Below are 24,808 nucleotides of genomic sequence, written 5' to 3'. Positions count from 1 at the left end.
ATTGAATAACTTAATAGAATACATATATTTTATTTTCTTGATTCTCATATCGGTCAGTCTTCTAGTATCTGTTATAACATATTTTCACAAAAGGAAAAATAAGGGTAGTGATAAATACGATGAATTGATGATCCGCACAAAACTATGGTGGGGGATGGCGATCATCTTTGTCCTGTCGATGGCTTTTCATCCGACAGTATCAATGGTCTCGCTGATGATTCTGTGTTTCCTGGCGCTGCGTGAATACTTTTCCATGCTTGAAACGAGGAAGCAGGACAGACGGATTTTTATCTGGGCTTACCTTGCGATTCCGATTAACTTTTACTGGATCTACATTGGCTGGTACGGCATGTTTATTGTATTTATTCCGATCTATGTGTTCTTATTCCTGCCACTGGTCAGAATTTTTAAAAATGGCAGCGCGGGTTTCCTGAAGTCAGTCAGCATGACGCAGTGGGGACTGATGCTGCTGGTGTTCGGTATCAGTCACCTGGCATTATTTGCGACGATGCCTGAGATTACCCGACATGACGTCAGCATTGCAGAGCAGTATGGAGCGCTGATGGTACTTTATCTGGTGCCGCTCACGCAGGCGAATGATGTCATTCATCTGCTGGTATCAAAAAAATTCGGTAAGAAAAAAGTGCTCGAATCTGCTAACCCGGATCTTACATGGGAAGGGTTCGCTGCAGGACTATTCGGAACTGTGCTGCTGTCAGTTGTGATTGCACCTTATATTACGCCAATGTCATTTGGCTTCAGCATCTTTACCGGACTGCTGATCGGCGTAACAGGTTTCTTTGGCACGGTGGTCATGTCTGTACTGAAGCGTAACTTCTTCCTGAGAGAAACGGTGAACGGGCGGATGATTGAAAGTAAGACGATTAATAAGGTGGAGAGCCTGACCTATACAGCGCCTGTATTTTTCCATTTGGTCTATTATTATATTTTTTAAAACAGGAGGCAGAGTCAATGTTTTCAGAACGGTTTTTAGCATTTCTAGACCTTGAAAAAGAAGCTCCCTCACTTCATTATCTGAACAGGCTGGTTGAGGCTCATCAGAGAAAAGTGAGATGGGAGACGATGACAAAATTCATTGACTACGCTGAAAGAAACGAAGAGGATGCCTATCTGCCGACTGCAGAAGAATGTCTCGACCGGATCATTCATAAGGGGGCAGGCGGTACCTGTTACACACTTGCAAGAGGGTTTCACAAGCTGCTTGCAGAGCTTGGTTTTGAAGTGCATTACCTTTTTATGAACCCGCGTCATCTCTGCCTCCGTGTAGACCTCGAAGGTGAACCCTATTATGTTGATACAGGTTACAGTGCACCGCTTTTTCAGGCGTATCCGCTACGTAAGTCCTTCGAGGTAAAGGCACCGGCGGAAACATTTACTTATAGTGTGAGTGACAGAGAAATCACTGTCACAAGAGAGCCGGGACCTGTGAAACAGTTGATCACGGAGCCTGTAAGCTGGGAGTGGGTGAAGGAACATGTCCGTGGCACCCATGACTGGCAGGATGGATTTGCCTTTCAGTCACTGAAATTGTTTGGTTATATAGATGGGGTTGCTGTATCGCTCAGAGATAACGGGCTGCGTATTTTCAGGGAAACGGGTTTTGAGGATCATATCCTTGATCAGTCAGGCGTGATGGAATGGGTGAGACGGTTCGGATTTGACGAGGGGACTTACCAGCAGGCAGTGGACATCTATACTGAGAAAAAAGGGAAAGCACCTTATTGATTCGATCATGAGGTGCTTTTTACATTCAAAAATCATGTGATGACCGCAATAACGAGTCCAAGCACAATTGGCAGTGTGCCTGCTAAAGAATAGCTGCGGACCGTTTCGACAAGAGGGTCCAGCGGGTTTTTGACCGGTGTTGCAAGCCATTGAATCAGTCGCTGCCATCTGCCGGGCTTTTCAACTGGAAATTCAGGCATTTCAACGTGGTACGAATCTAAAAAATGCTTTAACTGCTCTTCATATTTAAATGGATCCTGATTCACAGGTAATCGCCTCCCAGCATGTTTTTTAATGAAGATATCGCATGATGCAGTCTGGATTTTACTGTTCCAACAGGGATCTCAAGCATCTGTGCAATCTCTGTCTGGGAAAGGTCATGATAATAAGTCAGCAGAATTACGGCGCGCTGTTTTTCAGGAAGAGAGCTGAGGGCCTGCTGCACGGTTAATTTATCTTCAGTATTGGTAGGCTGAGGGTCTTCCGGTTTTAAAAAGGGCATCAGCCGGTACCACTTCTTTCGCCTGTTCAACTTATCAATCATGATGCGATAGGCAGTCTGAAACAAAAAATTCTTCAATGTTCCTTTTTCAGGGGTGAATGATTGTTTGTATTGCTGGACTTTAATAAATGTATCCTGCACAACGTCGATACTCAGCTGTTCATCCCGCGTATAACGGTAGATGAACAGATAGAGCGGCTGCTTCAACTGCTCGTAGATTCTTCCGAGCGCCTCGGCATCTCCGGCCTGATAGGCAGCCATCTCAATTTCTTCAGTCTGCCTCAAGCTCATCACCCCAATGTGCTTTAATGGATTTTAATGTGGCAGTAACTCTTGTAATCAGATAAGCGAATACAACAATGACCCACGCCTGCCCCTGATTTGTAAAGAATTGAACAAAGTGATTTTCGATTGTGAAGCCGCCTGAGAGCATCATGTTAAGTGCCTGAATACAAAGAATCGTATAAATAGCGAGAATCAGTGTCATCGTATCAAAACGGTTCCATCTTAGAAAAATTGTGGTTTTCTTATAATTGATCTTTCCATTTTCTTTTACAATGTGCTTTTTATGCATAGGAATCATAACCGCCATAATAATTGTAATCCAAACCGCCATAACTCCAAGTGAAACAATCCAGCCAGTATCCATTTTCTCCACCTCTTCACTTGTTATTTACATGTTATACCATTCAGAAGTTCAAAAGGTTCAAAAGGTTCAAAAGTTTTTTCCAAGACTGCTATTTTGACTGCGGCTGAATGGAAAAAGTATAATAAAAGGACAATGAAAATGTACGGGAGGAGGGTTTTACCATGATGGATAAAAAGCTTGAACAATACCCGCCTTATATCCGGCAGGAGCTCTCAAAACTCAATGACAAAATCGAACCGATTACCAAACAGTTTATGAAATACAGACTATGGGGCACGCCGCTTGTAGTTGTGTCTGTACTGAATCTGTTTTTAATTATTCTGCCATTTGGTGTATCAACTGAGATCATACCGGCACTCATTCTGTTTGCAGTACTCGGTGCGATTGGAATGGCTCTGTCTAAAGAAGCAAAATTGAAACGGACGGAAGTCGTTGTTCAGACACAGGATTATATGCTGAAAAGAATTGCTGAGAGCGACAGTGATTATAGAGACGAATACCTGAGACGTGTGAGAAATAATGCGCTGCAGGGCGTGGATTTGTTTATAGAATTTTTACAAAAAGAGAAGCGGGGGCGCTGGGGATAGACGCTGAGTGCTGTGGGCTTTCTAACCTGTAAAGTATTGGATGTGACCGGTAACTGATCCTATGTGACCCGATACCAGCTCTGACCCGGCACCCGCCAGTTATCATATTTCAACTAAAAAAAGGTTGTCCGGATTAAACCGGGCAACCTTTTTCTTAACCTCTGATCGTAAATAACCCTTCACTCTGCATCAGACTCTTCATCGCTTTTCGTCCTTCAGTCAGGACAGCAAGACGCCACTCCTGATCTTCCGGATAAAACATTGCTTTAAATTCATCTAAGATCGCCTGTCTGTCTTTTTCATGGATCGCCCCATCATGATGCAGCCTGTTTTCAAGAATGATCGTCATAAATTCACGCAGAGAAGCGCTCATACTCGTTCCGAATGTACCAAACTCAAATAATGCTGAAAACAAATACGTATCCGGGTAATGCCGGTTTTTCAGCGCATGAAAATGATGGGTGGAATCACCCTTTGTCTTTTCAGGTGTGAACTGCTGAATGTTTTTCAGCCCGTACGTATTTTTCAGTTCTTTTAACGTACGACCGTCATCCTCGCTCATCACCATTGTGACTTCATTGGTCGGTCCGAGCGCTGTATGCCAGTCCATGTGAATCACGCGTGGATACTCATAAAGCAGCTTTTCCTGAATTGCCTGGAGAAACTGTGCGTTCTCTTCTTTTTCTTTACCGCCGTAGTAAACCCCTGTCGGAAATTCGTACTGTCCCATACCTTTGGCTTTTGTTAATCCGCTGTAGCCCTCAGATACCAGCCCCTTTGCAAGCTTTGTCTGAAGGTCAATTCTTGCAAGGTGGTAGTTATCAATGACACCGTTCGGCAAAAACACTTTCATCACATTTTCATAATGCTCATTAACATCCACGGGAACATCTTCGGGATCAACGAGATAATTACGGTTCAAATCGATATTATTTTCAGTTACGCGCCTAAAGTTTCTCATGCCCCATGGGTTAACAGCGTGAATCAGGCAGATACCTGTTCTTTTTGGATCAATTTGATTCGCCATTTCCTGAACGAACACATCAAGCATAGCAGCCCCGGCATAGCCTTCGATGCCATGTTCACCAGCGGTCATGAACAGCACTCTTTCATTCGTTTCAGTACCGCCTGAAGAAATCATATCAATTGTATTGTCTTCTTCTTTCCCGATCTCGCGGGTAGTCAGTTCGGCGTCCGGCCAATACTGTTTAATTTGTTCAAGGTTAGCCCGAAACGTTTCTCTCGACTCTATATATGTATTTGGAAAATACTCCTCAATGGTTTTCATGATCTGCATCCTCTCCTGTATATGCTTATTATTTTCTGCTTTCCACTTTTCAGGATTTATAAACCACGCAGGGCCTGCCGTCTCAATAGGTCAGGGCAGGTATGAACAGGAAATAAACGATCACTGCTGCATAGAAGACGATTGGTAAAGTCGTCAGTATCATGCCAATCAGCTTTGTTTTTGAAAAGAACATCAGTATGGCGCCAATTAGCCAGATTACAATCAGTATGAGTAACTCGGGTATAAGAAAAAGTTCATCTTCATAGCTCTCACCAATAAACCCTGTCGCTGCATATAAAGTGAATGGAATGGTCGCGATACCGCTCAGGATAATGTGAATCCACCGGAATGTTGAATAGCTCATGTTTTTCTCCTTTCATGTTCGTCTTTCATTATTCTCCTGTTCCCTGTTATTGTAAACGATATGAATGCTTAGTCTATTGAAACTTAACCATCTTTCAATCGTAAAGTTAAATAAGAGGTGAGGAACATGAAGAAGTATTTCATTTTCATTGGCAGCTTCATTCTATTATTAGCTGCTTACCAGATCGGTACGGGACTCTGGCTGACAAGTACATATGAACCCGGCTCAAGTACACAGTCAATTGCTGAAAACATGACGCTTGTTAACAGTGTGGTATTGCTCGTTTCTGCAAGCATTGCATTTCTATTATCACAAATCGTTGGGAGAAGATCAGTATGATTGGCGATATCAAAACAGAAGAAGAGCTGAGGCGTTATTTGGGAGAGCCCGGTCAGCTTGTTCAAAATAAAGTGATCGATCATCTGGACGAACATTGCAGGGTATTCATCAGCAAATCTCCATTTATAACGATCTCAACGGCTGATAAAAACGGGCTTTGTGATGCTTCGCCAAGAGGGGACGCAGCCGGCTTTGTCATGATTCAGGACGATCATCATCTGCTCATTCCGGAACGGCCGGGCAATAAGCGTGCAGACTCACTGTCGAATCTGCTGCAGAATCCGCGTATCGGGTTATTGTTCATGATACCCGGCCTTGGAGAGACGCTCAGGATCAACGGCCGTGCCGTTCTTGTAACCGAGCCGTCTGTTCTTGAAGCAATGGCGGTGAACGGAAAAAGCCCGCTTCTTGCGATTAAAGTAAAAGTCGATGAATGCTTCATTCACTGCGCAAAAGCATTTATCAGATCCGGACTGTGGCAGCCTGAATCGTGGCTGGAAAAAGAAGAACTGCCAAAGCCGGCAAAAGCCATTCAGGCTCACGCAAAGCTGCCTAACCTGACAGAAGAAGGTATCGAGGAAAGGTTAAATAACAGCTATCAGAATAAGTTGTATTAAAAAGCAGGCACCAGGCCTGCTTTTTATAATGGCTTCAAAAGTGTGTTCGATCGGACTTAAGTGGCTGTTGCTATGGCCGGGAAGGGGATTTGCATCATCTTTTTGAATATATCTATCAGCTTGATGAGTTATTCAATCACCTTTTACACTAATTACAATGACAGTGCCTTAAGCGCCTGGAATTCCTACACCAATCTGATTAATTCTATCAACTCCGGGAGTAATACCATCACCGTTTCTTTCATTCTAACTCCGCAGCCGGACCCAAAACTAATTCTTCTCATACAACAACTTTAAAAATTCCTGCAGCGCTTTTGTCTGGAAAGTGGACGTAATAACTGTAGAAAAAGCGCGCTTATAAGGGAGACCATCCACTCGAATGACTTTCAGTGTGCCGGATTCGACTTCTTTTTGAATAGCAAGTGTTGATAAAAGCGTCAGTCCGAGACCGGACTCTACAGCCTGTTTGATCGCCTGGGTACTGCTGAATGTCATCATTTGCGCAGGCGCGATTCCAAGTTGAGTGAAGATTACTTCTGCTGCTTCCCGTGTGCCGGACCCCGGCTCTCTGCATACCCATAGTTGCCGGGCAAGTGTATCAGAATCTGATGTCAGTACATCAAAATCATGTGCGCCTACTATCACCATTTCATCCTTAGCAAATGCTTCAATCGTCAATGTGCGTCCTGCTTTCACCTGTCCCTCTACAATACCGATATCGAGCTGATTGCTTTTGACAAGCTCCACAATGTGAGCGGTGTTTCCAATTGTCACTTCCGGCTCAATATCAGGGTACAGCTGGTGAAGCCTTGCGATGAGAGGAGGAAGGGCATATTCTCCAAATGTATAGCTTGCCCCGATTTTAAGCGGGCCTGCTGCGTGATTTGTCAGATCATCAACCAGACGCTGCATTCTGCCGTACAGGCCGGTGATTTCAAGGGCATGCTGATATACGACCTTACCGGCCTGGTTGAGTCTGACGTATTTGTTCGTTCTCTCAAGAAGCGTTGCTCCGATTTGTATTTCGAAGTTTTTAATATGCTGACTAACAGCAGATTGTGTCATATGAAGCTGTGCAGCTGCCTGTGAGAAGCTCCTGCATTCCGCTACAGCAATAAATACAGTAAGCTGATGATCCATGTCATTCATCTCCTTTGTATCAGTATTACTTATAGTTAACATCATTATAATTAATTTTCCTAATTATATAATCAGGCGTATAGTGTAGTCTGGGGTGAGAGTATGAAGTTATCTTCTAAAACAGCCTGGCTATCAGGTGTTTTATTTACATTTTTAATTGCGGGGCTTGGTTATCTACTTGCCATGGTGCCCGGCTTTGACAGAGCAGGACAGCTAGCTGCTGCGATTGTCATTGCAGTGTTTTACAGACAGATCTTTGGTTATCCGGATCGTCTCAGAAGCGGAATTACATTTTCAACTAAACGGCTGCTCAGGGCAGCGATTGTATTGTACGGTCTGAAGTTAAATATAGAAATCGTGTTACAGGATGGCCCGGGTCTTTTGATCAGGGATGCAGCTGTCATTATTTTTGCGATCGCAGTTACAGTGTGGCTTGCAAAAGTATTTAAGGCTGATAAAGCGATCTCAATGCTTGTTGCTGTCGGAACTGGTGTCTGCGGGGCGGCCGCGATTGCTGCTGTGGCACCAATTTTGAAAGTGAAAGAAAAAGATACGGCGATGAGTGTCGGGATTATCGCTTTACTCGGAACGGTATTTGCTATTATTTATACGTTACTGCGTCCTGTACTGCCGCTGACTGATATTGAATATGGCATGTGGGCAGGACTCAGTCTGCATGAGGTTGCGCATGTCGCGCTTGCCGGAGAACCTGCGGGAGAAGACGGACTTGCAATGGCGCTGCTTGCTAAGCTTGGGAGAGTATTCTTACTGATTCCGTTATGCTTTATTCTGATGTTCTGGATGAACAAAAAGTCAGCGCAGTCTGCTGAAGCAAAAGTTAACTTTCCATGGTTTCTGATTGGATTTTTAGCGATGAGTATTGCTGGAACATATGTCATCGGTCCGGTGATTCCGGTTTCAGATGGTGTACTTGAATTTGTATCAGGCCTTACGACGTGGCTGTTAACGGCGGCGATGGTTGGACTTGGTCTAAATGTGAGCCTGCAGGATATCCGCAGCCAGGCGTTGAGACCATTTTTGATTATCTTAGGTGTTTCAGTTGTGCTTTCCGTATGGACGTTTTTTGTGGTTTAGTTAGAAAATTGAAGGTCACGAGCTTATAATAGAGCTAGTATGTTTATTATATAGCAGGAGGTGAACCATGGTTGTTCAGTTCAATTGATCATAAAAAAAGTTTATTGGATCAGCAGAGACCTTTACCAAAATATACGCTGAGGTCATTGCAGGAGAAGATCTTGCTTGAATGGACGTACCATTCAAATGCAATTGAGGGTAACACGCTAACGCTGAATGAAACTAAAGTGGTGCTTGAGGGGATTACTGTCGGTGGTAAAACAATGCGCGAACATCTTGAAGCCATCAATCATCAACATGCAATTTCTTATTTGGAGGATTGGATTGAAAAGGGATCAGAGCTCTCGGAATGGCAGATCAGAAATCTTCATCGCCTTGTTTTGAAAGGAATTGATGATGAATATGCAGGAGTATACCGCAATCAACAAGTCTTCATTTCCGGAGCTGAGCATGTTCCGCCTCCAGCATTTCGAGTGGAAGAAGAAATGAAGCAGTTGATCGCCTGGTATAATAGTGAGGCGACGGAACTTCATCCTGTGGAAAGAGCTGCAATTCTTCACGCAAAGTTTGTTGGTGTTCATCCTTTTGTAGACGGTAATGGACGTACATCAAGACTCTTGATGAATTTTGAACTCATGAAGAATGGTTATCCACCTGTAGTAATCAAAGTGGAAAACAGGTTAGCTTATTATGAAGCTCTTGACGCATCACATACTACAAATGACTACAGTCGTTTCACAGAACTTGTAGCAAAAGAGGCTGAAAGTTCACTTGATTTGTATTTAAGTGTATCTGATTTTAAGAAATAAAAGGTAGTAGTTGGAAACCCTGTTCGGTACAATGTACTGAACAGGGTTTTTTATTCAATGAAAGGCAGGATGTCAAATGAACATACAACTAGAAGCAACAGAAAAAATAACTGAATCTTTGAAAAATGATCCATTAGTTAAAGCGGTCGTGTTGAAAGGATCGCTTGGCAGAAATGAAGGAGATGAACACTCAGATCTTGATTTGTACTGTTTTGTGGATCCGGAAAAATCAGATGAGTTTTTAGCAAGAAGAGTTGACCATCTTGCTTCGTACAGGCCGATGCTGTTTCACGACAGTATTTTTATCATCGCCCCAAAGATTATTACGGTTTATGATAACCTGCTGCATGTGGATTTATTTACAGTGACTGAAAAGACGTTTAAAACGACTGATTATTTTACCGTGTTATACGATCCTGAGAATCTGCTGGATCAGTTCAAAGACAAACAGCATTTCACTATGTCACCTGAAGAGACCGAAGAGCAAGCTTTTGATATTGGCTGGTTTTTGTTCCAGTATAGAAAAGCCTGGAAAAGAGGCAATAACATTTGGGCAGTGGAGGCGCTGCATTTAATGATGAAGTTTTTGACGCGCGTGATGTTACACCGCTATGCACCTGAGCGTGCTCAGCTCGGGATGAAGGATGCCATGCGGTCTTTGCCTGAAGAGCCGCTGAATCAACTAATCAATATTCTGGAACTGATCACCCCCGAGCATCATGAACAGGCAATGAGAAAGACAGTTGAACTGTTGAAAGCTGAATCTTCATGGTTAGAAAAAACATTGGGTGATCAATCTGATGCATATACATTCATGCAAAAAATGATTGAAGTACTCGATGGAGAGCGTGTAACAAGTTGAATCAGGTCAAGCTTGTTCATTATTCAGAAGAATATCTGACAGCCCTCGAAAACTTTATCCTGCCAAAAGAACAGGAGCAATTTACAACGCTGCCTGCAGATCAGCTGATCAGATTAACCGGTGATCAGTTGCCTGTCGTGATCACAGCGGATGAGAAAGCTGTCGGCTTTTTTGTCTTAGAGCAGTCAGAGCGGCTGAATCATTACACTCAAAATGAATCTGCATACCTGCTTGCCTCGCTGTCGATTACAAAAGGACAGCAGGGGAAGGGGTTCGCAAAAGAGGCGATGAACCTGCTCCCGGAGTGGGTGCGACAGGAAATTCCGATGTGTGATGAGGTTGTGCTGTCAGTGAATTTGAAAAATAATGCGGCATTCAGACTTTATCTGGGTGCAGGTTTTGAAGATACGGGAAGAAGAATCACCGGACCGGTCGGGGAGCAGCGGGTGATGAGCAGGAAAATAACGAATGAGAGGGAACAAAGATGAAAATCGTAAACTATGATAAGCGATATGAAGACAGCTGGCTGAGGTGCAGACTGTTAGCTTACTTTTATTCTGCATTTTATGAAGATGTTGAAACAGAAAAACCTGTATCCAATCAGACTTCAATTGAACTGGTTGCACTGGAGGGTGACCAGGTAATTGGTCTGCTGGATATGATCGTAGACGATGAGAGTAATAAGTTAACGTTTTTAAGAAGTGAAAAAGGAGCCTTCATTCAGACGATTGCCGTACATCCGGATTATCAGAAGCAGGGGATTGCTCAGAAGCTTTATGATGAAGCGATGGAGCGGTTACGTACATATGAATATGTTCAATTTATTGAACTCTACACGAGGGATGACCAGGCAGCAAACACGTTCTATGAAAAACAGGGGTTTGAAAAAACTGTTTCCTATTTTGATGTGTTTGGTGTTGAAAAAGGAATCAGGAAGCCTGTGAGCGTAAAGCCGGGTAACGGAGAAGTGATCGCTGAATCTGGTGGTGAAAGAGTAGGGTTTGCTTTAGTAGACTCGGTTTACGAAGTGTTTGACGAGGAGAGTCTGGCAGAGATCGATCATGATCGTGCTGTGCCGGTATATGGGTATGTAAAGACGCTATAGAAAATTGGAAAAACATCAATTAAGATGAAACTTTTCTATCATTTGGACCGTAAATATAGTCAGAACAATCAAATTTTATCAGGGAGGCTACATAATGGAATTATTTGCAGCGTTATCAATTATCATTCCGATTCTGGTCGTGCTTGCGATCGCGGGAGTAGTTGTATTCATTTATTACAAAATCCGCTACCGTACAGCCCGTTCGAATCAGGCGCTGATTATTACAGGGCCGAAGCTTGGGGATCCTCAGAAGGAAACGAATATATTTACAGATAATGAAGGACGTTCGATGAAAATCATCCGTGGTGGAGGACACCTGCTGCGTATGCACCAGACAGCAACGCCGGTTGAACTGACATCATTTCAGCTTAAGCTGACAACACCGCGTGTCTACACAAATGGCGGTGTGCCAATTATTGCGGATGCAGTTGCAATGGTGAAAGTTGCTGATACGTTAAAGGGGATTGCAAACTATGCAGAGCAGTTCCTTGGTAAGAAATCTGCAGAACTTGAAGAAGAAATCGCAGAGGTACTGAGTGCGAATCTTCGTGCCATTTTATCTAAAATGACAGTTGAGCAGATTAATGAAGACCGTGAGTCATTTAACAAACAGGTAACAGAAGTAGCTCAGAAACAGCTTGATGATATGGGATTCCGTATCACTTCACTTGGACTGACTGATCTACGCGATGCAGACAGTGAGAATGGATACTTAGAAAACCTTGGGCGTCCGCGTATCGCAGAAGTCCGTAAGCTGGCTGAAATTGCTGAAGCCAACTCTGAAAAAGAAACGCGTATTCAGCGTGCCAACTCTGATAAGGAAGCGAAGGAAGAAGAGTACAAGCGCCAGACTGAGATTGCTGCAGCACAGAAGGATAAAGACCTGAAAGATGCTGCAATCAAAGAAGAAACAGAGCGTGCGCGTGCGAAATCTGAGCAGTCTTATACGCTTGAAAAAGCAAAGCTCGATAAAGAAGTTCAGCAGGAAGAGTTAATGCTGATCTCAAAACGTAAAGAAGAAGAACTGCGCATCCAGCAGGTTGAGCGTTCACGTCAGGTTGATATTGAAGAAGAAGAAAATAAAATCCGTAAGGCAAAAGCAGATGCTGACTACTATTCTGTTACACGTCAGGCGGAAGCCGATGCGCGTAAAGCTGAGATCGACGGGGAAGCGAAAGCACGAATTAAGCGTGAAGAAGGTCTTGCAGAAGCGCAGGTTATCTTAGAGCGAGGTAAAGCTGAGGCGGAATCAAGAAGACTTCTGACTGAAGCAATTGCTGAGCACGGTGAAGTCATCCTTGCTGAAAAACTGATTGAAATGCTGCCAGTCTTTGCTGAGAAAGTTGCGAAGCCGATGGAAAATATTGATTCTGTTAAGATTCTTGATACAGGCGGCGGTAATGGCGTTTCTTCATATGGCAAGAGCGTAACTCAGACGATGCTTGAGATCCAGGAGCCATTAAAGGAGCTGACAGGTATTGATGTATCCAAGCTTCTTTCAGATATGGTAAACCGAGGTAACACGCATACCGTTGTCACAAATCAGGACGGAAAGCAGGCGGTGGCAGAAGCTGCACCTGCAAAAGAACAGGCTCCAGCAGATCCGAAACCTTCAGGATCAGGAGAGTCAGGAACTTCTGAAGAATAGGTATGAGCAAAAGCAGTCTCTTCGTGAGGCTGCTTTTTTTATCATCCATCCGGCTCTCTTCGTACCTTCTTAAGATAAGCAAGAATCGTGGTTTTCAGTGAAGCGTAGGAACCGACTGCTGCATAACCGTAAAACCACCCCATAAAAATACCGGCTAGCAGGCTTTCTCGGTGACTGATAAAAATAGAAATACCTAACCCAAAGACCAGTGCAATAAAAGGAACAGAAGGCTTTGAAGGTCTAAAGATACTTTTGGTAATTTGTGTCAGGATCATAATGACCGGAACTGCAATGATCGCATTCCAGAAGTTTGTATGGATATCAGGAAACATTGGACGATTCACTGCCTTTTTGCTAATAGTATATGGCAGCAGATCGTATTCTAAACAAAAAAGCCGCACTGCAGAAAGATTGCAGGCGGCTTTAGCATCCTGATTATTGATCATCTTTCACAAAAAACAACACAAGCACTGGCCCTGCAATCGGAATCCATGCCAGCCCTTTATTTTTAACATCAGGATAAAATCTATTGATGGCCTCAACTGAAAGCCACCATAAAATAAACCAGTCTACTGTCATCACAGAAACGAGACTTGATTCCATAAAGGCATCACCGTAAGCTGCGGGCGAAAAACCCTGCAGCAGTGTCAGCAGGTTCCCGAAAATCATGACAAGCAAAAGAATCAGCCAGACCTTTGACTTCAGTATGCGCAGTAACCATCGGGGGGTTCTCAGACCCCGCTTGGCAGACCGGTCACCAAAAGCAAACCACGGTAAAAGCGCGAATGCACCACCTGCAAAGGCAGCCAGCGAAAACGGCCAAGCAGGCCATTTCTGGCGGTCATTACGTAATAAAATCGTAAGAAAAACCAATGGGAAAATACCTAATGAATTAAAGACGGTAAGTACCAGCGGATCAATTGCTGTCCAGTTTCCTGCCAATACACTTTCCATCACAGGGTCTGATCCTTCAGATCCCGGAGCAAAAAACAATGCATAAGACAGAAGCAACAGCCAGACTATGATAAATTTCATCTCATCACCTCTTTTCAATATCATACTTGAAAGAAGTGGAAGTAAGCGAATAATAGCTGGTGAAGAAAAAATCCGTCCGCATGAGCGAACGGATTTCCCATTATCCCGCGATCATTTCACCATCAATTAAATCAGGCGATCCAGCGTGTTATGCTGCCTGATTTGTCACAGTCGGGAAGTGTTGATCATGAACTGTTTGTCATTTATCACTCCACTGCAATCACAGCGCTTATCATTCACTGGATACAGAGTGGTTTTTCAAAAGCTTCTGATGAAATGGCAGAGCAGCTGTTGAATATAGTTCGCCATCAGACTGATCAGCGTATTAATGTGAAAACCATTTTTAAGTCCAGTGCTGCTTGAACTGTCCCCCAGGCCTGCCACTGAGCCTGATTTGACAGCAAAAAACTAATGCTGGATAAAAAGCAGGGTAATTATAATTGTTTATATGCTGGATATAAAGTCTGTTTTTAGAATAATCAGGCACATTTCCTTTCAGCTCCTAAATTCATGCTATAATGCATGACATGTAAGCGTTTAATTTCAAGGGGTGATTGGGATGGAATATGTTAAGCAATTATGGCAAAGATCCTGGAATAGTCATGACAGGATAAAAGAGCTGCTGCTTTTTAAACCGAATATGAATCAGGATGGTCCAGCCAGTGATGATCCTGACAGAATGGCAAAGGCTTCAGGGAGATTGACAGGCACCTACAGACAGCCTTCCCCTGAAAAGAGAGATTTCTCTGTAAAGCAAAAGGTTGGTCTTTTCTTAGGGCCATTGTTATTTATCATACTGATGATGTTCTTTAATCCAGACGGTCTGGCGCCTGAAGCAAAAGGCGTCCTCGCAGGCACTGTGTGGATCGCCACCTGGTGGATTACAGAAGCGATTCCGATCCCGGCAACTTCATTGTATTGTTACCGATTATCTTATTTCCGCTTGCAGCAGGCGTAGGGGATGTGACACCTAACTATGGAGATCCGCTTGTCTTCTTGTTCCTGGGTGGTTTCATCATTTCACTGGCACTTGAGAGGTGGAATCTGCATAAGCGCATTGCACTCGGAATCATTTTGTTTGTCGGGACAAGCACCAGCGGCATTATGCTGGGCTTCATGGCTGCGACAGGCTTTCTTTCCATGTGGATTTCCAATACTGCAACAGCAATGATGATGGTGCCGATTGGAACAGCGATCATTTTTCAGATGTCTTCACTGATCAGTGAAGGGTCAGTAAAAGATGCTGAAGGTGAAAAAGATAAGTTTGCAAAATCACAGAAATCACGTCTAATACTGCGTCTGCTACGATGCTGATGCCGATTATGGCTGCACTTGCAGTTGCAGTGGATGTTCATCCGTTTGCAGTCATGGTGCCGGCTGCTGTAGCAGCATCATGTGCATTCATGCTGCCGGTTGCGACACCTCCAAACGCAGTTGTATTTGGTTCAGGATATCTGAAAATGATCGATATGGTTCGGGCGGGTATCTGGATGAACATTGCTGCAACGATTGCACTTGTTGCATTCGTCATCCTTTTACTGCCGCTTGTTTTTGGAATTGATCTGACATCATTTCCGGATGCATTGAGATAATCATAACAGCTGTTCTGAGATTATTTTCAGACAGCTTTTTTGTATAATAGTAAGAAACATAACTTAAAGCAGGGTGAAAAGAATGAACATCAGAACATTACAGGAAAGCGACCTTCCATCCCTTGACGATATGATTCTGGAATGCCAGACGGCTTTGATTTCAAGTGAAAACGTAAATGACAAAGAATGGCTGATTGAAAAAGAAACAGAGCGGCTCTGTCAGGTAGCCAGAAGGATTCTGACATCTGAACAGGAAATCATGTTTGTCGCCGTGGAAGGTGAAAAAGTCATTGGCTCCATTGCTTGTATGACACCGGGAGAGCTGATCACCTGCGGATTGGAGCCTGAAGAGGGGGTATTTGAAGTGGGTAGTATCTACATACACCCTGATTATCAGCGGCAGGGAACAGGCCATGCTCTATTACAATACATCAGAGAATACCTGATAGAACGTAACCATTCAAAGTTTTATCTGGATGCAGGGTTTGTCAGTTCACAAACCTACTGGAAAAAGCGTCTGGGAGAGCCTGATCTCATACTTGAAGACTACTGGGGAGGCGGATTCGATCATATGATCTGGATCGGGAAGTTAAAAAATTCCTCGACTAGTATGAACAAGTGATTGCAAAATTTTCTGAAACATTATAGAATCATAGAAATGGCTGGTGCTCTGTTAAGGAGCAGTGGTCATTTTTTGTTTTGCAGGATTTTATCCGGCGGGCACCGAATATACAGAGAATCACACTTTTGGAGTACATTGATATGATGATCTTATTTTCTATAATTATTCCGTATTTATTGGGCAGCATCAATGGGGCCTATTATATAACGAAGCTTTTTAAAAAACAGGACATCCGTACACTCAAAAGCGGGAATGCAGGTGCCACAAATGCTGGCAGGGTGCTCGGGAAAAAGGGATTTCTTCTGACGGTTCTAATCGATGCGGCAAAAACATGGTTTGCATTATGGGTGTCAGTATTATGGTTTGGTAACACCGATTGGTCAGTATTGTCTGCGTTGATCTTTGTTTTTCTTGGACATTTGTATCCTGTTCATCTTCAATTCCGCGGAGGTAAAGGGGTCGTGGTGTATTTGGCGGGGGCATTATGGTTTGAGCCTCTAACTCTTGCTGCAGTGGCTGTTGTGATGGGGATCAGCTATAGCGTTTTACGCAGCTACACATTTTCCGGTTTCACGGCGATCTTGTCAGTGCCGATTACACTTTTCTGGTCGTATGGCTTAACCGTTGTCCCGATTGGCATGTCTGCAGCGTTTATTCTATTGCTTGTTGTACATAGAAGGTAAAGGTATAGGAGATGGTCGTTTGAAAATAAGGATATGCGGAGCAGTGGGTAGCGGTAAGACTACGTTGGCACGCAAGCTTTCGAAAAAATACCAGATTCCCTATTATGAGCTGGATCAGGTTGTAAGGGGGAGGCAGGGGCCAAAAGGTGAGCGGCTCCGGTCGGACAGTGAAAGAGCTGAACTGTTAAAAGAAATTCTTGAACAGCCGGATTGGGTAATTGAAGGCGTTCATAACGAAGAGTGGACACATGATACGTTTCAACATGCTGATGTATGATGTTTGCTGAATCCCTCAAAAAAAGTCATAAACTACAGAGTGACGAAGAGGTTTATCAGGCAGAAGTTAAAGTTAGAAGCGGTGCACTATACACCTACACTGTCTACCTACTTCAAGATGTTCAAGTGGGCAAAAATGTTTGATGAAAGAGGAAAGCCAAACGTGATGCGTCTTTCAAAGACTGTTCAGGCTGAACTGATTATTCTGGAGAATAACAGAGATGTAAGAGAATTTGTTCAAAACCCGGCTGGATCATGAAAGTGTTCGTCCGGGTTTTTTTACACTTATTTTTCTGCTGAAATCATACACTTCAGCCCTTCGTATACACTCTTAAAAATCAATATATCGCGATCGAGTCCCGTTATCTGAACTGCCAGTGCAGGTGGAATATCAACAATCATACATTCAGTGCCAATCAGACTCAGACAATCAATCAGCTTCTGAAATTGAAAAACGGTCTGATTCATTATATGGCAGACTGACCAATTCTCCTATACGAATCATCTTCTGTTAGATTATCCTCTCCATATAAAAGAAAAATCTCCTTCTTTTGTTTTAAGCTCTGTTAATTAAAAAATGTCCACTTCAGGTGTGACAAAGTTGAATTTTCTATTCATTGTTTTGCATAAGTAAGCGCTTTATTATTAAATTAACAACATTGCTTAAGTCAAAAAATATGAAGGAGGAAAAACAAATGGCGGAAAACAAGTCAGGTGTTAAAGCAAGAATTCAGAAGTTTGGTTCCTATTTAAGCGGAATGATTATGCCGAATATGGGTGCCTTCATCGCATGGGGGTTAATTACAGCATTATTTATTCCGACCGGTTGGACACCAAATGAAGATTTAGCGACTGTCGTCGGCCCGATGATTAATTATCTTCTTCCATTGCTGATCGGTTTTACCGGTGGACATATGATCTACGGTGTCCGCGGTGGTGTACTTGGTGCCACTGCAACAATCGGTGCCATTGTGGGTACAGATATCCCAATGTTCCTTGGTGCAATGATGCTTGGGCCACTTGGTGGTTACCTGATCAAACAGATAGATAAACTGTTTGAAGGAAAAATCAAACAGGGATTTGAAATGCTAATTAATAACTTCACAGCAGGTATTCTTGGAGCAGTTCTTACCTTGGTTGCGTTCATGGGAGTCGGTCCGGTAGTACAGGGGCTGAACGAGGTAATGGCTGCAGGTGTGCAGGTCATTGTTAATGCCAACCTGCTGCCGCTTGCAAGTGTGTTTGTAGAACCTGCAAAAGTATTATTCTTAAATAATGCGATTAACCACGGAATTCTTGGACCACTGGCGCTTGATCAGGCTGCAGATGCAGGGAAATCCATTCTCTTCATGGTTGAGTCCAATCCTGGACCTGGTCTTGGTATTCTATTAGCTTATATGGTTTTTGGGAAGGGTATGGCAAGAATGTCTGCTTCCGGAGCCGGAGTGATCCACTTCCTCGGAGGAATTCACGAAATTTATTTCCCTTATATTCTCATGAAGCCGATTTTAATTGTTGCAGCAATCCTTGGCGGTGCTACAGGTATTATGACATTCACATTGTTTGATGTAGGGCTTGTCGCAACACCATCACCAGGAAGTATTTTCGCTTACCTTGCAATGACGCCGCGTGGAGATTACCTTGGTATGCTGGCTGGTGTATTTGCAGCAACTGCAGTATCATTCGCATCAGCAGGTTTTCTGTTAAAGTTCACGAAGTCTACTGAAGAAGACGGCGCATTAACAGAAGCGACTGAACGTATGCAGGAGATGAAGGGTAAAAAGAGTCAGGCTGCTTCACACTTAACTGGACAGCAGGAGCCTGTAGCTGCTGAAGGCGGATCATTTGCCGGTCTGACTGATGTGAAAAAAGTCATCTTTGCCTGTGATGCCGGAATGGGTTCAAGTGCAATGGGTGCTTCACTGCTTCGGAATAAATTCAAAAAAGCGAATATTGATATTCCGGTTTCCAATACTGCGATTAATCAGATTCCGGATGATGCGGATATTATCATTACACATAAAGATCTGACCGACCGTGCAAGAGATAAGCGTCCTGATGCAAGACATATCTCAGTAGACAATTTCCTTGGCAGTCCAAAATACGATGAACTTGTAAACGAATTGAAAAAGAATGAATCAGCATAAATAAAACAGGAGGTGACTGAGCGTGTACATGACAGGAAGAGAACGGAAAATGCTTCATATACTGCTGACCGCTCAGCACCAGTACACAACTTTAGCTGAACTTGCAGACCATCTTCAGGTGAGTCAGCGGACCATCCAGCGGGAGCTTCAAAAAATCGAGGATATATGTGCCCATTTCAATGTAACGCTTGATAAACAGGCTGGCAGAGGAATGAGGCTGACAGGAGACAGCGCAGGTTTCGGGAAACTGGAATCTGCGCTGCTCCAGGTTCCTTCTTCAGAGCTCGATCCGGGAGAAAGAAAAATTTTGCTGCTTCACTACCTGATGAAGCAGGATACTGTGATCAAACAGATTGAACTTGCGAATGAATTTCAAATGACAAATGCATCACTCAGTCAACTGCTGGACGAACTGGAAGAGTTTCTAAAACCGTATGGCGTGAAGATTATAAGGAAAAGAGGATATGGCATCGAGCTGCTTGGCGAAGAAAAATCAAAGCGGCGTTCCCTTGCAAATCTGATGATGGAGGAACTTGAGAGTTCATCCATCTATTCAATTCACGAAGGCCAGCTGTTTAATCAGCGGACACTTGATCACAGAGTCTTTTCAATTGTCTCAAAAGAAGAATTTGACCAGGTCGACCGGTTAATCAAGGGGGATATCGCAGAGCTGCCTTACCCTTTAACAGATAGTGCGTATGTATCTTTGCTGCTGCATATCTGTTTGTCACTCGAACGTATCCGGGCAGGGGCAACGGTTGAGCATCATGAAGACTTGCTGAAGGATCTTCAGCATCTGCCTGAATATGATATCGCACAAACCATTACACATGTGATTGCAGAAGCGTTTGACCTTGAAATTGAGGAGCAGGAAGTCGGATATATTACGATTCATCTGAAAACGGCAAAACGCCGCTTTCAGGAACAGTTCGTTGATCAGCTGACTGATCCCGAACTTGCCGTGACGGTTCATCAGCTTGTACGTGCGATATCGGACAGACTGAATGTGAACCTGATTGATGATCCTGATCTGATAGAAGGGCTGATTGCCCATATTGAACCGGGTATACAGCGGGCAAAAGAAAAGAATTATACGTATAATCCACTGACAAAGCGGATCAAAAAGGAATATCCTGACCTATTTGAAGCAGTCAGGGCGGGCCTGACAGAAGTACTGCCCGTTTATGAATTTCCGGATGGAGAGATCGCATTTCTGGCACTTCACTTCGGTTCAGCGCTTGAAGGCATAACAGGTCCTGACTCTCTGAACGTTTTGGTCGTCTGTGCCAGCGGGATTGGGACGTCAAAAATGATCGGAAGCAGGCTGAATAAAGAGTTTGATGAGTTCAAATCAATTACGCTCTCAAGTATCAGTGAAGTTGAAAAACATCTGGAAGAAACGCATTACGATCTGATCGTATCAACAGTTGGGCTGAGTGGATTAACTGAAGATTACCTGCTGGTCAATCCACTGCTGCCACAGCAGGATGCAGACCGGATCAGGACAGCGATTCAGACGATTAAACCAATGAAAAAACCTTCAGCTATGAAGCAGAAACCGGATGACCCGGTACCGTTTTTACACAGGCTGAAGTTAATGAATCAATACGCTACAGCTGTCGAACAGATTCTGAAGCAATTCAGAATTGAATCACTTGACCATCACAAAAAAATTGAGAAAGTGCTGACGAAACTGGATTCCTCTCTTTATGAAGAGGGTATGATCAGTCAAAAAGGAGCAGTCGCGAAAAGTCTGGCTGCCCGTGAATCTCTTGGAGGAATGGCGATACCTGATACGGGGCTCGCACTTTACCATTGCAGGGATCAGTCTGTGAGGCAGCCGCTATTCAGGCTTTATGATCTGTCATCGCCATTTATGCTGCAAGGAATGGATGGACAGCAGACAGAAGTAAGCAGGTTGATTCTGATGATCTCGCCGGCTGATCCGGCTCATAAAGGAGCAGAAGTATTAAGTTCTATCAGCGGCAGTCTTGTAGAAGAAGCTTATACCATGCATTTGATCAGAAACGGTAATCAACAGGAAGTATTTCAATTCCTGCAAAAAACACTGAACCAATTTTACACAACAAAATCACAACAACTAATGGAGGGTTCATCATGAGTGAGATTTTTAAAAAAGAAAATATTTATCTTAATGAAAGTGCTTCATCTAAAAAGGAAGCGATTGAAAAAGCTGGTACAGTGCTTGCTGAAAAAGGATACGTGGATGCAGATTATATTACAAGCATGCTTGATCGTGAAGAAATTTCCACTACTTATATCGGTAATAAAATTGCGATACCACATGGCACGGAGGACTCTAAGAAGCTTGTGAAACAGTCGGGTATTTCTGTGCTTCAGCTCCCTGAAGGTGTCATGTTTGATGACAATGAAGTGAATATTGTGGTGGGTATTGCCGGCAAAGATGGAGAACATCTTGAGATCCTTTCAAAGATTGCGATTACATGCTCTGAGGAAGAAAATGTTGAACGCCTGATCCATGCGAAATCAGAAGAGGAGATTATCGCAATATTTGAGGAGGCAGAATAATGAAGGCCGTACACTTTGGAGCTGGTAACATTGGACGCGGCTTTATTGGCGCGATTCTTCAGCAGTCCGGATACGAAGTAACGTTTGTGGATGTGAACGCAGAGCTGATTGACCGCTTGAATCAGGACCGGTCCTATCAGGTTGTACTTGCTGATGAAACGAAAGAATCTTTTACGGTTGATGGTGTGAGCGGAATCAACAGTCAGGAAAATCCTGATAAAGCTGTATCTGCAATAGCAGAAGCAGATATTGTCACAGCCTCAGTTGGTCCCCATGTTCTTCCTTTTATTGCGCCTGTCATTGCAAAGGGACTAATGAAGAGAGCTGAAGGGTCTGCTGTCAATGTCATCGCATGTGAGAATATGATCGGCGGGAGTGACCAGCTGAAAGCCGAGGTTGCAAAACATCTGACTGAGGACGTGGCAAAGAAAGTATTTGAATTCAGCGGTTTTCCGAATTCAGCGGTTGACCGGATTGTACCGATTCAGCAGCATGAAAATCCACTGACGATTGAAGTAGAACGCTATTTTGAATGGGTGATTGAAACAGCTGGTCTAAAAGGTGAGCAGCCTTCATTAAAAGGAGCCCTTTTTGTAGAAGACCTTGTTCCATTTATCGAGAGAAAATTACTGACTGTGAACACAGGACATGCTTCAATTGCTTATAACGGCTTATTAAAAGGCTATCAGACAGTTAAAGAAGCGATGGATGACAGTGAAGTTGTTGCATTACTTGAAGGTGTGCTGACAGAAACGAGTTTATTCCTGACAGATAAGTTCGACCTGGATCAGAAGGATCATCAGACTTACGTCCAAAAAATCATTGAACGCTACAGAAACCCTTATATCTCTGACGGGCTTGATCGTGTGGGACGTGCACCACTGCGCAAGCTTTCTGCAGGAGACCGCCTGACTTATCCTGCTGTGGAGCTCGATCAGAAAGGCAATGAACCTGCTGCCCTCGAAAAAACGATCGCAGCAGCACTGAAGTTTGATGTCCCGGAGGATCCGGAAGCGGTTCAGCTGCAGGCGTGGATTGTACAGGATGGACCTGAAGCTGCTCTTGAAAAAGCGTCTGGAATTAAGGCAGGCAGCTCAATGAGTGAGCGTATTATTACCTATTATCATCAGTCCAATTGATCTTAGAAAGCAGCATCGATAGCACAATAGTGCATTTGAAAAGCCGGGATATTTGCTCCGGCTTTTTTCATGTCATCTTTTCCAGCACATCCAAATTCGAACAAAACAATTTTTTCCATTATAATCAGTTTGTATTATCTCGAATTCGAAGTAAATGCAGAGGAGAATGGATGATGAACGAAAACCATGTTCGGACATTGCTGGAAACAATGAGGCAGTATAATCAGAGTGGTATTACTCAGACAATCAGCAGCGGAAATGAGCAGAAACTGCTGGTGAACTACGAAAAAGAATCAGATGCATTTATCATCACAGACCATGAAAATAAGCTTAATCAGCAAATCAATGATATGAATGACGCTGTACACACTATTGTACAGCTATTAAAACGTTATCTTATATAAGAAAACAGCCGGCTCTCAGCAGCCGGCTGTTTCTGCATGAATGATGGTGGGAAGGCGAATTCTTAACTGACAGCCACCTTGTCAAACGTCCATTCAGCCTCCTTACGCTGTTCAGTCATCTCGTATAACCTCTCAGCGATCCGGTCCGGTGAAAATGGTGTGTTTTCCTTGACGAATCCATTTATTGTCAGTGTACCTGCATAGATATCCTGACTTTTTAATTCCTGATGAACAGCCAGTGCAAGTGCTCTGATTGCTGCTTTGCCAACAGAAACAGAAGTAAATTTCTTCATCGGTTTTAAGCCGAGTCCACCGCCTGTAAATAGAATTGAACTGCCTTTTTCCATATGAGAAGCTGCAGCCTGATAAGCCGTTAATGCACCGATTACATCGACTTGAAGATCACTTGCAAACTCAATCGGGTCCATTTCGGAAGGAAGCTGGTCACGGAAAGTAAAAGCATTGTACAGTAATACATCAATTCGGCCGAAGGTTTCCTTGATGGTTCGGATCGCTTTACGTACACTTTCGTTTGCCAAAGCAGTACCCTGAATGGCCAGCGCCTCAATTCCATGCTGATTCAGTTCTTCAACCATTGACTTCAGTCTGCTTTCATTACGAGATACCAGAGCAACCGAAAATCCCTGCTGACCAAACTTTTTCGCAGCACTCATTCCGATTCCAGGTCCTGCGCCAATAATACAAATAACCTTACTTGCCATGATGGTCCACTCCTTCAGATATAAAAACATTTTTTTCCTTATAATGAACTTAGCACCTCAACATAAAGAGAGCAATTTTAAGTATGCAGGCAAATGTAAACGGTAAGTACTTTCTTGCTTTAATACCTCACGTTCGCGTTGACGAACAGTGATTCATTTACTATACTTAAATGACATAATATTTTGTTAATTAAAGCAGCGTTCATTCTCATTCCAATTATGAAAGGGGAGAAAGTTGTGGTACAGGGCACGCCGGGAATGAAAAAATCATCTACAGGTCTGCAGGAGAATGTTGGCGGTTTACTCGCGTATTTGGTCGGTTTTATCAGTGGAATTGTATTACTGCTGGTGGAAAAGGAGAATCAGACAATCAGATTTCATGCGCTGCAGTCAACAATCGTTTTTGGTGCACTATTTATTTTGAGTATCGTGCTCAATTTTATTCCACTCATCGGTTTCATTATCAGTCTACTAATCGGGCCAATTGCACTGGTTCTGTGGCTGCTGCTGATGTTCAAGGCTTATCAGGGTGAACGTTATCACTTACCGATTGCAGGTAAAATGGCAGAAGATCAGCTGCGTAAAATGCATTAATCAAAAAAAGAATGAGGTCCGTAAAAGGATCTCATTCTTTTTTGTGCTAGTTGTCTTTGTTATTTGAATCGTTGTTTCCTTTAGCGTGTTTCCCCTGGCGTCCATACTCTTTATTCGTTTCTTCATTCCGGTTTTCACCGCTCTTACCCTGATTGTTATTTTCACTCATGGTCATGTCACCTCCGGAAGAAAATAATAGTAAACGCTTACACAATTGTATGTACCCGCCTAATTATGCTTCAAACTTGTATTCAGAAGCCTCTTTCTAATATGTTAAAATGTGATAAAAGGAT

At 43.4% G+C, this 24,808-nt stretch carries 33 protein-coding genes and 1 pseudogene; 23 read left to right on the top strand and 11 right to left on the bottom strand.

Annotation, left to right across the window (positions count from 1 at the left end):
• Window position 1 precedes the first annotated feature (1 nt).
• Both KP77_RS04600 and KP77_RS04595 read left to right on the top strand, forming a co-directional pair.
• The gene (locus tag KP77_RS04600; protein WP_084218588.1) at window positions 2-955 is read left to right on the top strand and encodes a phosphatidate cytidylyltransferase; all 954 of its coding nucleotides are present in this window, start codon (window positions 2-4) and stop codon (window positions 953-955) included.
• A 17-nt stretch (window positions 956-972) separates the two neighbouring features.
• A complete protein-coding gene (locus KP77_RS04595) occupies window positions 973-1,746 on the top strand; it encodes an arylamine N-acetyltransferase (RefSeq protein ID WP_041121528.1) in 774 nt (257 codons plus the stop codon).
• A 32-nt stretch (window positions 1,747-1,778) separates the two neighbouring features.
• On the opposite strand, the gene KP77_RS04590 is transcribed toward KP77_RS04595, so the two are convergent.
• Genes KP77_RS04590 through KP77_RS04580 form a run of 3 tightly spaced genes read right to left on the bottom strand, consistent with a single transcriptional unit; the run spans window position 1,779 to window position 2,897 of the window.
• Window positions 1,779-2,012 (bottom strand): hypothetical protein, encoded by a 234-nt coding sequence (locus tag KP77_RS04590; protein ID WP_041121527.1) that lies wholly within the window; start codon window positions 2,010-2,012, stop codon window positions 1,779-1,781.
• Window positions 2,009-2,539, bottom strand: coding sequence for an RNA polymerase sigma factor (locus tag KP77_RS04585; protein ID WP_041121526.1), 531 nt, complete (start codon window positions 2,537-2,539; stop codon window positions 2,009-2,011). Before KP77_RS04585 ends, KP77_RS04590 begins: the two co-directional genes overlap by 4 nt.
• Window positions 2,520-2,897 (bottom strand): hypothetical protein, encoded by a 378-nt coding sequence (locus tag KP77_RS04580; RefSeq protein WP_041121525.1) that lies wholly within the window; start codon window positions 2,895-2,897, stop codon window positions 2,520-2,522. The genes KP77_RS04585 and KP77_RS04580 overlap by 20 nt, the downstream gene beginning before the upstream one ends.
• A gap of 161 nt (window positions 2,898-3,058) precedes the next feature.
• Here KP77_RS04580 and KP77_RS04575 point away from each other — a divergent pair, with 161 nt between their 5' ends.
• Complete coding sequence (locus KP77_RS04575) at window positions 3,059-3,484, top strand: DUF5392 family protein (RefSeq protein ID WP_052473970.1); 426 nt, start codon at window positions 3,059-3,061, stop codon at window positions 3,482-3,484.
• Window positions 3,485-3,638: 154 nt separating this feature from the next.
• Here the strand turns inward: KP77_RS04575 and KP77_RS04570 are convergent, their stop codons facing one another.
• Together KP77_RS04570 and KP77_RS04565 are read right to left on the bottom strand one after the other, a co-directional pair.
• Window positions 3,639-4,772: a M14 family metallopeptidase gene (locus KP77_RS04570; protein ID WP_041121869.1), complete on the bottom strand. Its 1,134-nt coding sequence runs from the start codon at window positions 4,770-4,772 to the stop codon at window positions 3,639-3,641.
• Between the two features lie 82 nt (window positions 4,773-4,854).
• Window positions 4,855-5,136: a hypothetical protein gene (locus KP77_RS04565; protein ID WP_041121524.1), complete on the bottom strand. Its 282-nt coding sequence runs from the start codon at window positions 5,134-5,136 to the stop codon at window positions 4,855-4,857.
• A gap of 126 nt (window positions 5,137-5,262) precedes the next feature.
• On the opposite strand from KP77_RS04565, the gene KP77_RS04560 reads away from it, so the two are divergent.
• Both KP77_RS04560 and KP77_RS04555 read left to right on the top strand, forming a co-directional pair.
• Entirely contained in the window at window positions 5,263-5,475 is a 213-nt protein-coding gene (locus KP77_RS04560) for a hypothetical protein (protein ID WP_041121523.1), read from the top strand.
• Window positions 5,472-6,092, top strand: a complete 621-nt coding sequence (locus KP77_RS04555) for a pyridoxamine 5'-phosphate oxidase family protein (RefSeq protein WP_041121522.1) — start codon at window positions 5,472-5,474, stop codon at window positions 6,090-6,092. Before KP77_RS04560 ends, KP77_RS04555 begins: the two co-directional genes overlap by 4 nt.
• A 270-nt stretch (window positions 6,093-6,362) precedes the next feature.
• Here KP77_RS04555 and KP77_RS04550 read toward each other — a convergent pair whose 3' ends face one another.
• Window positions 6,363-7,232, bottom strand: coding sequence for a LysR family transcriptional regulator (locus KP77_RS04550; protein ID WP_041121521.1), 870 nt, complete (start codon window positions 7,230-7,232; stop codon window positions 6,363-6,365).
• A 102-nt stretch (window positions 7,233-7,334) separates the two neighbouring features.
• On the opposite strand from KP77_RS04550, the gene KP77_RS04545 reads away from it, so the two are divergent.
• The 6 genes from KP77_RS04545 to KP77_RS04520 all read left to right on the top strand — a co-directional run bounded on the left by KP77_RS04545 (window position 7,335) and on the right by KP77_RS04520 (window position 12,751).
• Window positions 7,335-8,327, top strand: a complete 993-nt coding sequence (locus KP77_RS04545) for a YeiH family protein (RefSeq protein ID WP_041121520.1) — start codon at window positions 7,335-7,337, stop codon at window positions 8,325-8,327.
• A gap of 71 nt (window positions 8,328-8,398) precedes the next feature.
• Complete coding sequence (locus KP77_RS04540) at window positions 8,399-9,136, top strand: Fic family protein (RefSeq protein WP_041121519.1); 738 nt, start codon at window positions 8,399-8,401, stop codon at window positions 9,134-9,136.
• 76 nt (window positions 9,137-9,212) lie between these two features.
• The gene (locus KP77_RS04535) at window positions 9,213-9,998 is read left to right on the top strand and encodes a nucleotidyltransferase domain-containing protein (protein WP_041121518.1); all 786 of its coding nucleotides are present in this window, start codon (window positions 9,213-9,215) and stop codon (window positions 9,996-9,998) included.
• Window positions 9,995-10,486: a GNAT family N-acetyltransferase gene (locus KP77_RS04530; RefSeq protein WP_041121517.1), complete on the top strand. Its 492-nt coding sequence runs from the start codon at window positions 9,995-9,997 to the stop codon at window positions 10,484-10,486. The genes KP77_RS04535 and KP77_RS04530 overlap by 4 nt, the downstream gene beginning before the upstream one ends.
• Window positions 10,483-11,103, top strand: a complete 621-nt coding sequence (locus KP77_RS17505) for a GNAT family N-acetyltransferase (RefSeq protein ID WP_052473968.1) — start codon at window positions 10,483-10,485, stop codon at window positions 11,101-11,103. Before KP77_RS04530 ends, KP77_RS17505 begins: the two co-directional genes overlap by 4 nt.
• A gap of 94 nt (window positions 11,104-11,197) precedes the next feature.
• Window positions 11,198-12,751 (top strand): flotillin family protein, encoded by a 1,554-nt coding sequence (locus tag KP77_RS04520; protein ID WP_052473967.1) that lies wholly within the window; start codon window positions 11,198-11,200, stop codon window positions 12,749-12,751.
• Between the two features lie 41 nt (window positions 12,752-12,792).
• On the opposite strand, the gene KP77_RS04515 is transcribed toward KP77_RS04520, so the two are convergent.
• Both KP77_RS04515 and KP77_RS04510 read right to left on the bottom strand, forming a co-directional pair.
• Window positions 12,793-13,083, bottom strand: a complete 291-nt coding sequence (locus tag KP77_RS04515; RefSeq protein WP_041121866.1) for a hypothetical protein — start codon at window positions 13,081-13,083, stop codon at window positions 12,793-12,795.
• A gap of 103 nt (window positions 13,084-13,186) precedes the next feature.
• Window positions 13,187-13,786, bottom strand: coding sequence for a hypothetical protein (locus KP77_RS04510; RefSeq protein WP_041121516.1), 600 nt, complete (start codon window positions 13,784-13,786; stop codon window positions 13,187-13,189).
• A 99-nt stretch (window positions 13,787-13,885) separates the two neighbouring features.
• On the opposite strand from KP77_RS04510, the gene KP77_RS04505 reads away from it, so the two are divergent.
• The 6 genes and pseudogenes from KP77_RS04505 to KP77_RS18500 all read left to right on the top strand — a co-directional run bounded on the left by KP77_RS04505 (window position 13,886) and on the right by KP77_RS18500 (window position 17,218).
• Window positions 13,886-14,149: a TetR-like C-terminal domain-containing protein gene (locus KP77_RS04505; RefSeq protein WP_327063105.1), complete on the top strand. Its 264-nt coding sequence runs from the start codon at window positions 13,886-13,888 to the stop codon at window positions 14,147-14,149.
• Between the two features lie 196 nt (window positions 14,150-14,345).
• Window positions 14,346-15,378, top strand: a pseudogene (locus KP77_RS17790) (SLC13 family permease).
• 82 nt (window positions 15,379-15,460) lie between these two features.
• Complete coding sequence (locus tag KP77_RS04485) at window positions 15,461-16,000, top strand: GNAT family N-acetyltransferase (RefSeq protein ID WP_052473966.1); 540 nt, start codon at window positions 15,461-15,463, stop codon at window positions 15,998-16,000.
• 140 nt (window positions 16,001-16,140) lie between these two features.
• Window positions 16,141-16,683 carry a glycerol-3-phosphate acyltransferase gene (locus KP77_RS04480; protein ID WP_041121511.1) on the top strand — a complete coding sequence of 181 codons (543 nt, stop codon included), beginning with the start codon at window positions 16,141-16,143 and terminating at the stop codon, window positions 16,681-16,683.
• 19 nt (window positions 16,684-16,702) lie between these two features.
• A complete protein-coding gene (locus KP77_RS17500; protein WP_052473965.1) occupies window positions 16,703-16,960 on the top strand; it encodes an AAA family ATPase in 258 nt (85 codons plus the stop codon).
• Window positions 16,961-17,095: 135 nt separating this feature from the next.
• Window positions 17,096-17,218 carry a hypothetical protein gene (locus tag KP77_RS18500; RefSeq protein WP_268747448.1) on the top strand — a complete coding sequence of 41 codons (123 nt, stop codon included), beginning with the start codon at window positions 17,096-17,098 and terminating at the stop codon, window positions 17,216-17,218.
• 26 nt (window positions 17,219-17,244) lie between these two features.
• Here KP77_RS18500 and KP77_RS04470 read toward each other — a convergent pair whose 3' ends face one another.
• A complete protein-coding gene (locus KP77_RS04470; protein WP_041121510.1) occupies window positions 17,245-17,427 on the bottom strand; it encodes an STAS domain-containing protein in 183 nt (60 codons plus the stop codon).
• 227 nt (window positions 17,428-17,654) lie between these two features.
• Between KP77_RS04470 and KP77_RS04465 the strand changes: the two genes are divergently transcribed.
• The 5 genes from KP77_RS04465 (at window position 17,655) to KP77_RS04445 (ending at window position 23,199) form a co-directional block, all read left to right on the top strand.
• Window positions 17,655-19,106 carry a PTS mannitol transporter subunit IICB gene (locus KP77_RS04465; RefSeq protein WP_200889048.1) on the top strand — a complete coding sequence of 484 codons (1,452 nt, stop codon included), beginning with the start codon at window positions 17,655-17,657 and terminating at the stop codon, window positions 19,104-19,106.
• Between the two features lie 28 nt (window positions 19,107-19,134).
• Window positions 19,135-21,228 carry a BglG family transcription antiterminator gene (locus KP77_RS04460; protein WP_235420679.1) on the top strand — a complete coding sequence of 698 codons (2,094 nt, stop codon included), beginning with the start codon at window positions 19,135-19,137 and terminating at the stop codon, window positions 21,226-21,228.
• Window positions 21,225-21,656 (top strand): PTS sugar transporter subunit IIA, encoded by a 432-nt coding sequence (locus KP77_RS04455; protein ID WP_041121508.1) that lies wholly within the window; start codon window positions 21,225-21,227, stop codon window positions 21,654-21,656. The genes KP77_RS04460 and KP77_RS04455 overlap by 4 nt, the downstream gene beginning before the upstream one ends.
• Window positions 21,656-22,795: a mannitol-1-phosphate 5-dehydrogenase gene (locus KP77_RS04450; protein ID WP_041121507.1), complete on the top strand. Its 1,140-nt coding sequence runs from the start codon at window positions 21,656-21,658 to the stop codon at window positions 22,793-22,795. Before KP77_RS04455 ends, KP77_RS04450 begins: the two co-directional genes overlap by 1 nt.
• Window positions 22,796-22,965: 170 nt before the next feature.
• The gene (locus KP77_RS04445) at window positions 22,966-23,199 is read left to right on the top strand and encodes a hypothetical protein (protein WP_152614662.1); all 234 of its coding nucleotides are present in this window, start codon (window positions 22,966-22,968) and stop codon (window positions 23,197-23,199) included.
• Window positions 23,200-23,261: 62 nt separating this feature from the next.
• Here KP77_RS04445 and KP77_RS04440 read toward each other — a convergent pair whose 3' ends face one another.
• Entirely contained in the window at window positions 23,262-23,921 is a 660-nt protein-coding gene (locus KP77_RS04440; RefSeq protein ID WP_041121505.1) for an SDR family NAD(P)-dependent oxidoreductase, read from the bottom strand.
• A gap of 237 nt (window positions 23,922-24,158) precedes the next feature.
• On the opposite strand from KP77_RS04440, the gene KP77_RS04435 reads away from it, so the two are divergent.
• Window positions 24,159-24,515: a DUF4870 domain-containing protein gene (locus KP77_RS04435; RefSeq protein ID WP_327063103.1), complete on the top strand. Its 357-nt coding sequence runs from the start codon at window positions 24,159-24,161 to the stop codon at window positions 24,513-24,515.
• A 46-nt stretch (window positions 24,516-24,561) separates the two neighbouring features.
• Here the strand turns inward: KP77_RS04435 and KP77_RS18495 are convergent, their stop codons facing one another.
• Window positions 24,562-24,684, bottom strand: a complete 123-nt coding sequence (locus tag KP77_RS18495; RefSeq protein WP_268747447.1) for a hypothetical protein — start codon at window positions 24,682-24,684, stop codon at window positions 24,562-24,564.
• Window positions 24,685-24,808: the final 124 nt, after the last annotated feature.

The organism is Jeotgalibacillus alimentarius (assembly GCF_000829445.1).
Lineage (GTDB): Bacteria > Bacillota > Bacilli > Bacillales > Jeotgalibacillaceae > Jeotgalibacillus > Jeotgalibacillus alimentarius.
Note: the sequence above shows the minus strand (reverse complement) of the source record. Positions and strands in the feature narration are given on the sequence as shown.